The following is an 11,118-nucleotide window of genomic DNA, read 5'->3' as shown; positions in this document are numbered from 1 at the left end:
CTGGCCTGTCCGCAGTCCAAACCATGGCATGTCAATCATTAGAGGAACGATCCCCATGTTGAAACCTTCCAAACTATTACTGCTCAGCCTCACCCTTGCAGCCACTCCGGTGTTTGCATTCAACCTCGGTGACGCTGTCAACAGCGTTTCCAGCATGACTGGAAACTCTCAAGCCACAGGCGAGACAGGACAACTGCTAAAGACCCTGTCCAGCCAACTTGGGGTGACCCAGCCGCAAGCCACGGGCGGTACCGCGGCACTGCTGGGCCTGGCGAAAAACAACCTTGAGCCCAGCCAGTTCTCAGAACTGACCAAGTCTGTACCAGGCCTGGAGCAACTGACCCAAAACAGCGAACTGCTTGATCAGGCCAGCTCACTGCTGGGCAAGGGTTCAGGCTCTGAGTCCACCAGCACCACTTCGCTGCTGAACAATACCAAGGACATGGGTGATGTCACCAGCGCCTTCAACAACCTGGGCATGAATGCTGAAACCCTGAACAAGTTCGCCCCTACACTGCTTGACTACATGGGTAAGCAAGGCCTGAGCGAACCCTTGATGAAATCGCTGACCAGCCTTTGGGGCGTCTAAGCCCGCTGCTCCTGCCTGCAGGAGCAAGCTGACACCAATCAGCGACAATAAAAAAACCGCAACCATTCAGGTCGCGGTTTTTTTATTGCTGCAACGCTGCTTATCCAGCAGCGAGCATAGGCTGTATCAGGCGCTAGCCTTGTTACGCAGCTTCTCCGGATTGATCAGGAAGCGAGCCAGGGCTGGCAACAGCCAGATTGCACCGAACATATTCCACAGGAACATAAAGGTCAGCATCAGGCCCATATCCGCCTGGAACTTGATCGCCGAGAAGATCCAGGTGGCTACACCAATGGCCAGGCACACGCCGGTGAAGAGCACCGCTTTACCGGTCGACTTGAGCGTCTCGAAATACGCCTCTTGCAGGGACAGACCTTGGCGCAGGTAAGTCTCCAATCGACTGTAAATATAGATGCCGTAGTCGACACCGATGCCAACGCCCAGGGCAATTACCGGCAAGGTCGCAACTTTCACCCCGATGCCCATGTAAGCCATCAGCGCATTACCCAATACCGAGGTCAACACCAGCGGCAGCATTACGCACAGTGTCGCGGCAATCGACCGGAAGGTGATCAGGCACATCAGGCCAACTGCGGCGTAAACGGCAAGCAGCATGGTGGTTTCGGACTGGTCGATAACCTCGTTGGTTGCCGCTTCAATACCGGCGTTACCTGCAGCGAGGATAAACTCGAGGCCTTCCTTGTTGTTTTCCTTGATGAAGCTTTCAGCTTCGGCAACCACACGACTGAGCGTTTCAGCCTTGTGGTCATTGAGGAACACCAGCAATGGAGCCACGGAGCAGTCCGCGTTGTACAGGCCATCGGCACGGGCGATCGAGTTATTCAGTACATCCTGGTTACGCGACAGGGTTTCCCATTTCAGGCTCCCTTCGTTCATGCCCTTGATGACTTGACGCGAGACAGTGACCATCGAGATCGCCGACTGCACGCCCGGTGTGTTCTCCAGGGTCCAGGACAACTGATCCATCGCCGAAAGCGTCTGGTAGGTCGAGCAGCCCTCGGCCGCGGTCTTGACCATGATCACCAGTACATCGGAGCTGGTCGAGTAGTTGCGGATAACGAAATCGTTGTCCAGGTTGTAGCGTGAGTCAGGACGCAACTCCGGCGCACCCTGGTCAAGGTCACCGATCTTCAGGTTCTGGCCATACCAGACACCACCCACCAGCGCGACAATGGCAATCACCACCGAAACAGGCGCCACCACCGGGTGAGCGAAATTGGAAATCAAGCGCCAGAACGGATGGTCGCGTACTGCATCTTCGCGACTGATCTTCACTGCCTTCTTGCTGATACCGATGTACGAGATCATCACCGGCAGCAGGATCAGGTTGGTCAGGATAATGACCGCAACGCCCATGGATGCGCCGATGGCCAGCTCGCGAATAACCCCGATATCAATCAGCAGCAAGGTGACGAAACCCACCGCATCAGACAGCAAGGCCACCAGGCCCGGAATAAACAGTTGGCGGAAAGCCATGCGTGCAGCCGACAGCGAGTCAGTGGCTTCGCCAGAAGCAATCGCGATACCGTTGATCTTCTGCACGCCATGGGAAATACCAATGGCGAAGACCAGGAACGGCACCAGCATGGAATACGGATCAAGCCCGAACCCGAGGGTTTTCAGCAAACCGAGCTGCCAGATCACCGCGATCAGCGTGGTGCAGACCACTGCCAGGGCGCTTTTGAAGCAACGCGTGAACCACAGCAACAAGACAAAGGTGATGCCGATCGCCACGGCAAAGAACAACGCGACCCCCAAAAGGCCATCGATCAAGTCACCGACTTTCTTGGCGAAACCGATGATGTGGATTTTCACATTGGGGTTTTGCGCCTGGTACTTGTCGCGGATCTTCTCTTCAAGCTCGTGGGAGAACTTCTGGTAATCCAGCGGCACCAATTTGCCTTGGTCTTTGGGATCTGGATACGACTCCAGCAATGGAACATCGATGATGCTCGACTTGAAGTTGTTACCCACCAGGCGGCCAATCTGGCCCGACTTGAGCACGTTATCGCGCAATTCCTCAAGACTGGCAGGCGAGCCGTCATAGGTCTGCGGAATCACTTCACCGCCACTAAAGCCTTGCTCGGTCACTTCGGTCCAGCGAACGCTTGGACTCCACAGCGACTTAAGGCCCGAGCGGTCAACGCCGGGGATGTAGAACACCTCGTCGTTAATCTGGCGCAGGGTCTCCATGTACTCTTTGCTGAAGATGTCGCCATCAACCGCTTCAACCGAGATCCGCACAGTGTTGCCCAAGTTGGCAAGGTCGTTACGGTGCTCGAGCATTTTCTGGATGTAGGGATGACCCAGTGGAATCATTTTTTCAAAGCTGGTTTGCGGGCGAACCTGCGCAGCTTGGTAAAACAAAAAGGCACTGATCAAAACGCACAGCACGATAACGGCTGGGCGGTTGTTAAAAATCAAGCGCTCGAGAAAAGACGCAGGTTTTTGTTGATGCTTACTCATGCAAACGCTCCCGGCTTATTATTGTTGGCCCAGATCGGCGCCTGTTGGCGAAGCGACGTGTACACCGCCTTGCCCGACCAGAATCAGCTTGCCGTTATCCGTAGTTGCAGCACTGCTCAGGGAAACCCGGTCAGCGCGATTTACTAAACTGAAATTGCGGCCATCATCCGTGCTTTTCAGTACGGTGCCGCCATGCCCAACCACCACGATCGAGCCATCGGCCAGTAGCTCACCATCGGCCAGACCGAACTCCAGGGGACCGTTATTGGGGGTATTGATCTCGATTTGTTGCCAAGTGTCGCCAAAGTCGCTGGAGCGGAACAAGTGACCGCGCAGACCGTAGACCAACAAGGTGGCTGGTTCTTTGGTCGCCACGGCACCGAACAGCGAACCGTCGTAGGGACTTTCTACGGTTTCCCAGGTCTGGCCCCAGTCAGCCGAGCGAAACATAACGCCCAACTCACCGACCACGAACAAACCGGAGTCTTTTACCGCGATGATCGAGTTCAGGTGATAGCCATCCTCGTTGTTCATCCGGTCGCTGACATCTTCCCAATTGGCACCGCCATCGGTTGTCTCCAGCAAAGCACCATAGGCGCCGACCGCAAACCCCGTCTTGGCATCGTCCTTGAACCAGATATCCAGCAGTGGGGCCTCGCGTGACAGGTCCTCGAACTGCTTGACCCAGGTCTGGCCACCATCGGTCGTTGCCAGGATTTGCGCGTCATGGCCAACAGCCCAACCGTGCTTGTCATCGACAAAATAGACAGCGGTGAGCAATTGACGCGTGGGAACCTTGCCCTGGGTCCAGGTGGAACCATTGTCGTCGGAATACAGGATATGGCCGCGATCACCAACGGCTACCAAGCGCTTGCCGGCGGCCGTGATATCGAGCAGCAACGAACTTTGCGCTCGCTCGGACATGATGGAATAGAGGCTGGCGGGCTCGGCGGCCTGCACAGTAAGTGGCGCAACAGTAAACGCTAGGATTGACAGCACACTGCACAGCGAGAGCGCTTTGCCCAGCGGCGAATAGATGCGCGACACCGGTATGCGACTGGATCTCGCTAGACCACCGGACAAGGTGCGCCGCATTACGGGCTCACTCATAAACCTTCCCCCTTTTATTTTTATAGTTCCTGCATATAGCAGTTTGCCTATGCTACTTAGCTTTAGAAGGCCCTGACAATCGGCATGACGTTATGTTTTGTTAAAGCAAACCCGCGTGATTGACGCTCTATAGGTTTCACTAATACACAAAAGCCGCTACGACTGTAGCGGCTTTTGAGCAAGACTACACGAGAATCAACGTGTGCCACGACGGCGCAGGGCCGCGGGTTTGAAATAACCATCGTCTGGAACTGGCTGGCTGAAGTCGATAGTGGTCGACTCTTCGTTGTCCAGGTTCTGCACGTAGTAACGACGCGCCTGCAGGTCGTGGAACACATCCAGCGCAGACCAGGTGGTCGGCAACTCGTAATAGTTCTTCAGGTAGGCAATCGACACGCGCCACAGCTCGCCACGGCCGTCGTATTGATCAACCACTGCTGCCTGCCAGCTATCTTCATCAAGGTACAGGGTACGCTTGGAGTAGATATGCCGCGCACTGCTCTTCAGCGTGCCCTCGACCACCCATACACGGTGCAATTCGTTGCGTGTGTAAGCCGGGTTGAGATGCCCTTCTTTGAGCAGATCATCGTATTTCACGTCTGGACTGGTGACTTTATAGTTGTTGTAAGGAATATAGATTTCCTTTTTACCCAGCAACTTCCAGTCATAGCGATCAGGCGCACCGTTGAACATGTCGGTGTCATCGGCGGTTCGCAGGCCGTCAGCCGCCGCGATGGGAGTGTCATAGGCAAGGTTCGGTGCACGACGCACGCGACGCTGCCCGGCGTTGTAGCCCCAGGCCTGACGCTGTTCCTTGACCTGGTCGAGAGTCTCGTGGACCAATACCGCACCACCGGCCAGGCGCGCCGGGCTTTTGGTGAAGGACAGGTAATAGAACATGATGTTGTTCAGGTCAGCGAACGAACCTTTAGGGTCGTAGTACTTGAACAGGGCTTCCTGCTGCGAGGTCACCAGGGAATAGCTGCCGTTGCGCTGTACCGCGACTTCCGAGGCGCGACGCACGATATAGGTGCCGCGATAGCGGGCGATGTGGTTCCACAAGGCCTCGACACCGTTCTGCGGGATCGGAAACGGAATGCCGCCATAAGCATCGGCAAAGCCATTACCACCATCGAGCAGCTTGGCCGTGGTTGCGTTCTTGCGCGTATTGTCATACACCCACTGCGGCGCAGAACCCGAACGACGCGTCTGGTAAACCGGCATCTGGTAGGTGTCTGGATAGGTGTTGAACAAGGCAATCTGGCCTGGGGTCAGGTTAGCCTTGTACTGGTCCAGGTTGGCCTTGGTAATAGTGAACAGCGGTTTGTCTGCCGCAAATGGGTCCGGGTGGTGCTGGCCCGGCCCCTTGTAGTCAGCCGGTACCTTGGTGATACCACCGGTCCAGGCTGGAATAGTGCCGGCCGCATTGCCGGCTTTCTCAGCACCAAAGGGGGTCAGAGTAGTGCCCAGCTTTGCTGCTTCTTCGGCTGAAACGGCCGCCAGCGCGTTGCCGGTGAATAACACCAGTGCAATCGCGGTACCGATCAATTTGTGCTTGTTCAGCATCCTATTTCTCCTCCGGGCGCCGATTGACGCCCAGTTCAGTTGTCTTTGGAACCACAGTTGCCCTGCTGCTGGGCACGGCAACTGGCTCGGCTATCAGAACGAGTACTTGACGTTGAGACCAATGTTGTCGCGGTCGCGCGAGGAGTTGTTGCCGCCGGCACCGTAGAACTCGGTGTAGGCAAGCTCCGCTTCCAAGCTGTTCAGGTAATTGGCCTTGACGCCCAGCGTGTAAGCCTTGCGACCTTCGATAAAGTTGCCGGTCTGGTAGGAGTTACCTTCGAAGTCTTCGCGGTAAACCACGTAGGGCGACAGGTTCACACCCGCATAGACATCGTTCCAGGTGCCAGAGAGGACCATGGTGTAGCCATAGGCATTCTTGTTGACCTGGTCGTTACGATCATTGTCATCGATATAGGCGCTATTACCGCGTCCGGAGTAGTAGCGGGTCGAACCGTCACGGGCGGTGTATTGCAGGTCACTCCCACGCAGGTGCTCGGACGCAAGCTCGGCCACGCCAAACAGCGAGTCGAAACCCAGTGAAGGGCCGAAGTTATAGATGGTCCCAAGCGAGGCGTTGAAGGCTTCAACGCGCTCATAGTTGTGGATCTCGTCTTCCAGTCCAACCTGCTGCCCGGCGATGTTAATCTTGTCGCCGCCGGCCAAAGGCGCCGCTTGCGTCAGCAAGTCACCGAGCAGGTCGTTGGTGGTCGAGATACCGATCGGCAGGTTCGGACGATAGGACAGCTCACCGAACACCGAAGCCAGACCCACAGTGGTGTTGAAGCTCATGCCGTACATGCGGATATCTTCAACATACTCACGACGGGCATTGACCTGGTTGGCCACATCCACCGCCGCTGCGCCATTGACCAGGCCCAGGATTTGCCCTGCCCCGGCATTACCGCTGGCAGCCGCTGCCTGCAGGTCGTCATAGCTGGCAAAACCGCCCAGGCCCGCCAACTGATCGATGTTCAGGCCTGCGTAGCTGCTGTTCAGGTCAGCATTGATCAGCGGTTCCTTCGAGTGATAGTTGACGAAGTAGAAACCGAACTCGGTGCTGTTGAAATCTTCAGCGATGTAGCGCAGTGCAGCACCAAACTGACCATCGTTCCTGGCATTGATGTCGGAGCCAATGTTGGCCACCTTGATCACGCCGTTTTGATCGAAGTAGTCATTGCCCTGCAAACCGGCAAAGTTACCCGCGCTCAACTGCTGATAAAGGCCGCGTACGGGCGCCAGGGCAGACTGCGTGCTGTAGGCAGTATTGCCGCCATCGGCAAAGAGGTCTGTCTCGGAGTAGAAGGTGCCGACTGGATCAATCGCGGTTTCCTTCCAGTTGAACTGGTAGAAGGACTCAAGCGACAGGTTGTCAGTCAGGCCAACGCTGAAGTTAAGCGCCTCGACCGGCACCAGCACTTCCTTCAACTCCGCGCCTGGCAAGCGGAACTTAGCCGCATCGACCGGGTTGGTGGTGTTGATACCACCGCGATAGAACAGGGCCTCACCCCAGTTGAATACCTGCTTGCCCAGGCGCGCAGTCACCGGCATATCGGCGACGTCCCAATCACCATAGACGTAGGCATCGAGGATCTGCGCGTCACGACCGGCCTTGTGCCGCGTCTCGTAGGTAAAGCTATTGTCGCGTGGGAAGCTCTGGCTTGGCTGCGCCGGACCGCTGGCATCGTAGAAGTCGTTGCGCTTATCCATGATCTGGGTGTCGTAGAAGGCACTGCCACGGACAAACATGCCGTAGTTCTTGTAGGTCGCGCCGAGATCCGAGGTGACTTTATAGACCTCCGAAACCAGACCGGTATCGAAGTTACGGTTACCGTCGTTGCCGTTGATATCGTCGTTGCTCCTGTCCTGGCCCTGGACACGCCACAACTGGCCGTAGGACACGGTGGTGTCGATGGAACCATTGATTTCGTTATCGGCAAAACTGAATTCGACAGCCTGGGCTTGAGCAGCCACAAGCAGCGGTAGAATTCCGGCAAACGCAAAACCAGCCTTCACTGGTGCAAAACACACCCGTGGATGGCGAGACTTGATACCCATCGAAAATTACTCCTGGCAGATCATTCTTTTTATTGCGCCTATCTAGGACGCGGTTCAGCCGTACTGATGACGACTTTTGGTAAAACCGAAAAACATAATCCCCCGTGGTTTCACGCCCACGATCGAGGAAAGCTCCCTTGCGAGGCTCAATCTTCAGAAGCAGTGCAACCATGATGCCAATTCAAACAGTCGTATTATTTAAAAGCACTTTGCACAGCTGTTTCGATTCGTGACTCTATAACCACGCTTAAAAACGTCAGATTTAAGGCGGTACTTTTCAGCCATGTCCTACAATCTGGCCCGAATAGTCACTAAAGCACCGATCTAGACGCACCGGACAAAAAAGACAGATCCTCTGGAAAAATCCATAAAAAGCCTTTTTATTAGCCTTCAGATCTAAAAGGTGGGATTTTCATTCCTTTGAGTAACAAAAAAGTGTTACCAGCCTGCGCCGGTAACACTTCAGGGTTGACTCATCCAATACCCTGCAAGCAGGGTATTTTCCCGGTCAGAATTGCTCTAGACCGGGCTTGCTGGAAGGTGCTGATTCAAGGTTTATGCAAGGCTCTTGCTAACCACCTCGAACACATCGCTCGACAGCTCGCCAGAGGCCACAATCCGCTCCAACTCGGACTTCATCTGCGCCTGGCGCGCAGGCGCATATTTGCGCCAGCGGGTCAGCGGGGCCAGCAGCCGTGAAGCAATCTGTGGATTTAGCGCATTGAGGGTAATGACCTGGTCAGCCAGGAAGCGATAACCGCTGCCATCGGCCTTGTGGAAATTGATCAGGTTCTGGCCAGCAAACGCACCGATCAGGGCCCGGACCTTGTTCGGGTTCTTCAGGGTAAATGCAGGGTGCTCCATAAGCGCTTTAACCCGCTCCAGGCCACCGGGCAAACCACAGGCTGCCTGTACACTGAACCACTGATCCATGACCAGTGCATTATCCTTGAAGTGCTCGGCAAAGCTTGCCAGCACCTTGGCCCGCTCATCGGCAAACGGCGAATTGACCAGCACCGCCAGCGCGGTCAGTTGCTCGGTCATATTGTCGCTGTTCTCGAACTGATCCATGCAAGCGCCCAGAACCTCGGGTGTTGCATTGAGCATCAAGTACGACAGGGCTATGTTTTGCAAGCTACGGCGGGCAAAGTGCTCGGCCTCGGCAACATACTCGCTGTTGCGCGAAACCTCGCGATTGGCCTGGTAGCGCGCCCAAAGTGCATCCCGCAGCGCCTCGGCCAACTGCAGGCGAGCAAATTCACGGGCCTGGTGAATGGCTTCCACATCCGCCACCTCACTGATTTCGGTGAGATAGGCCTCCCCTGGCAGCGAAAGCATTTCCGCAACCATTGCTTGATCCAGTTGTGTATCTTCAAGCACGGTTCGCAGGGCGCTGACCAAGCGCTGATCCATCACCATCGCTTCGCCCGCTTGCTGCTGGGCGATCAGCTCCTGAAGCACCTGTACCGACAATTGCTGGCCAGCTTCCCAGCGATTGAAGCCGTCGCCATCGTGCTGCATCAGGAACATCAGTTGGTCGCGGCTGTAGGGGAAACTCAACTTCACGGGCGCCGAGAAGCCACGCAGCAACGATGGCAACGGCTGCTCGGCAATATTGATGAATGTCAGCGTCTGCTCGGCTTGATCGATGGCAAATACCCGGCTGTGCGCAACAGCACCGCCCTGCTCGCCCTCAAGCTGCAATGCCAAAGGCTGGCCCTGGGCATCCAGCAACCCCAACTCGACAGGAATCACAAAGGGCAGCTTTTCGCTTTGGCCTGGCGTTGCCGGGCAGCTTTGCCTGAAGCACAGGCTGTAGCGCTTATTGGCTGCATCGTAGCTCTCGCTGACCGCCAGACGCGGTGTGCCCGCTTGGCTGTACCAGCGCTTGAACTGGGTCAGGTCGACACCGCTGGCATCTTCCATGGCCTTGATAAAGTCATCACAGGTAACAGCCTGTCCATCATGACGCTCGAAATACAGGTCACTGCCCTTGCGGAAGTTATCAGCACCAAGCAGCGTGCGAATCATGCGCACCACTTCTGAACCTTTCTCATAAACGGTCAGGGTGTAGAAGTTGGAGATTTCGATAAAGGCGTCCGGGCGCACCGAATGCGCCAGCGGACCGGCATCTTCGGCAAACTGATGGGTGCGCAGGTAGGCCACGTCCTCGATGCGCTTGACCGTGGCCGAGTTCATATCGGCACTGAACTGCGAATCACGAAATACCGTGAAGCCTTCCTTCAACGACAACTGAAACCAGTCACGGCAAGTGACGCGATTGCCCGACCAGTTGTGGAAGTACTCGTGGGCGACAATCGCCTCAACCCGCTGGTGCGCGGCGTCGGTGGCGGTTTCAGCTCGTGCCAGCACGGCGCTGGAGTTGAAGATATTGAGCCCTTTGTTTTCCATGGCGCCCATGTTGAAGTCGTTGACCGCCACTATCATAAAGATGTCGAGGTCGTACTCACGGCCATAGGTTTGTTCATCCCAGCGCATCGACTTCTTCAAGCTGTCCATCGCGTGCTGGCACTTGTCGACATTCTCTGGCTCGACATAAATGCGCAGCGCTACTTCACGCTGGCTCATGGTGGTGAAGGTATCTTCGATGCACCACAGGTCACCCGCGACCAAGGCAAAGAGGTATGCGGGCTTCATAAATGGATCTTCCCAGGTCGCCCAGTGACGCCCGTCCTCCTCGCTGCCACTGGCAATAGGATTGCCGTTGGACAGCAGCACCGGATAATCATGCTGCTGCGCGCTCAGGGTGGTGGTGAACTTGCTCATCACATCCGGGCGGTCGAGGTAATAGGTGATCTTGCGGAAACCTTCGGCCTCGCACTGGGTACAGAACATGCCACTGGACTTGTACAAGCCCTCCAGCGCGGTGTTGCTTTCCGGGTGGATCTTGACCGTGGTATCGATCACGAAACTGGCGCTGTCAGGCTGCAAGGTCAGCGACACATCCGTCAGCTGATAGTCCGCAGCCGTAAGCTGGCGGTCATTGAGCGCAATCGAGATCAACTCAAGCTCTTGCCCATCGAACTCCAGCGCTGGCAGATCGGGACTCAATGCCGGATTACGACGCATAACCAGTTGAGCATGGACCAGGCTGTGGTCTTCAAACAGCTCGAAAGTCAGGTGCGTTTCATCGATCAGGTAATCCGGCGCCTTGTAGTCCTTGAGGTAGATCATCTTCGGTTGTTCGGTGCGCATGGTCGCCTCTCTTGATTGAGCTGCTTGGGAATCGCTGAAAAACTACTGCGAGACGATTCCTTGCAAAAATTAATTGTGTCAGGCCGTGGGTTGAT

Annotated in this window: 6 protein-coding genes; 1 reads left to right on the top strand and 5 read right to left on the bottom strand. The window is 55.9% G+C overall.

Annotation, left to right across the window (positions count from 1 at the left end; genetic code table 11):
* Nucleotides 1–55: 55 nt before the first annotated feature.
* The gene (locus CHB79_RS02980; RefSeq protein ID WP_342744787.1) at nt 56–589 is read left to right on the top strand and encodes a DUF2780 domain-containing protein; all 534 of its coding nucleotides are present in this window, start codon (nt 56–58) and stop codon (nt 587–589) included.
* Nucleotides 590–715: 126 nt separating this feature from the next.
* Here the strand turns inward: CHB79_RS02980 and CHB79_RS02975 are convergent, their stop codons facing one another.
* The 5 genes from CHB79_RS02975 to pepN all read right to left on the bottom strand — a co-directional run bounded on the left by CHB79_RS02975 (nt 716) and on the right by pepN (nt 11,023).
* Nucleotides 716–3,076, bottom strand: a complete 2,361-nt coding sequence (locus tag CHB79_RS02975) for an efflux RND transporter permease subunit (RefSeq protein ID WP_089358835.1) — start codon at nt 3,074–3,076, stop codon at nt 716–718.
* An 18-nt stretch (nt 3,077–3,094) separates the two neighbouring features.
* On the bottom strand, nt 3,095–4,186 hold the full coding sequence (locus tag CHB79_RS02970) for a WD40/YVTN/BNR-like repeat-containing protein (protein WP_425439559.1): 1,092 nt from the start codon (nt 4,184–4,186) through the stop codon (nt 3,095–3,097).
* 195 nt (nt 4,187–4,381) lie between these two features.
* Complete coding sequence (locus tag CHB79_RS02965) at nt 4,382–5,752, bottom strand: DUF1329 domain-containing protein (RefSeq protein ID WP_089358833.1); 1,371 nt, start codon at nt 5,750–5,752, stop codon at nt 4,382–4,384.
* Nucleotides 5,753–5,845: 93 nt separating this feature from the next.
* Nucleotides 5,846–7,807 (bottom strand): DUF1302 domain-containing protein, encoded by a 1,962-nt coding sequence (locus CHB79_RS02960; protein ID WP_010483056.1) that lies wholly within the window; start codon nt 7,805–7,807, stop codon nt 5,846–5,848.
* A gap of 555 nt (nt 7,808–8,362) precedes the next feature.
* Entirely contained in the window at nt 8,363–11,023 is a 2,661-nt protein-coding gene (pepN, locus tag CHB79_RS02955; protein WP_089358832.1) for an aminopeptidase N, read from the bottom strand.
* Nucleotides 11,024–11,118 lie beyond the last annotated feature (95 nt).

The sequence above is a fragment of the Pseudomonas segetis genome (assembly GCF_900188155.1).
GTDB classification, from domain to species: Bacteria; Pseudomonadota; Gammaproteobacteria; order Pseudomonadales; family Pseudomonadaceae; genus Aquipseudomonas; species Aquipseudomonas segetis.
This window is presented reverse-complemented; position numbering and strand designations above follow the sequence as displayed.

Bases quoted from the DNA above. Each gene is read 5' to 3' on its own strand.
- CHB79_RS02980 (WP_342744787.1), top strand. From the start codon at position 56: ATGTTGAAACCTTCCAAACTATTACTGCTCAGCCTCACCCTTGCAGCC.
- CHB79_RS02975 (WP_089358835.1), bottom strand. From the start codon at position 3,076: ATGAGTAAGCATCAACAAAAACCTGCGTCTTTTCTCGAGCGCTTGATT.
- CHB79_RS02970 (WP_425439559.1), bottom strand. From the start codon at position 4,186: ATGAGTGAGCCCGTAATGCGGCGCACCTTGTCCGGTGGTCTAGCGAGA.
- CHB79_RS02965 (WP_089358833.1), bottom strand. From the start codon at position 5,752: ATGCTGAACAAGCACAAATTGATCGGTACCGCGATTGCACTGGTGTTA.
- CHB79_RS02960 (WP_010483056.1), bottom strand. From the start codon at position 7,807: ATGGGTATCAAGTCTCGCCATCCACGGGTGTGTTTTGCACCAGTGAAG.
- pepN (WP_089358832.1), bottom strand. From the start codon at position 11,023: ATGCGCACCGAACAACCGAAGATGATCTACCTCAAGGACTACAAGGCG.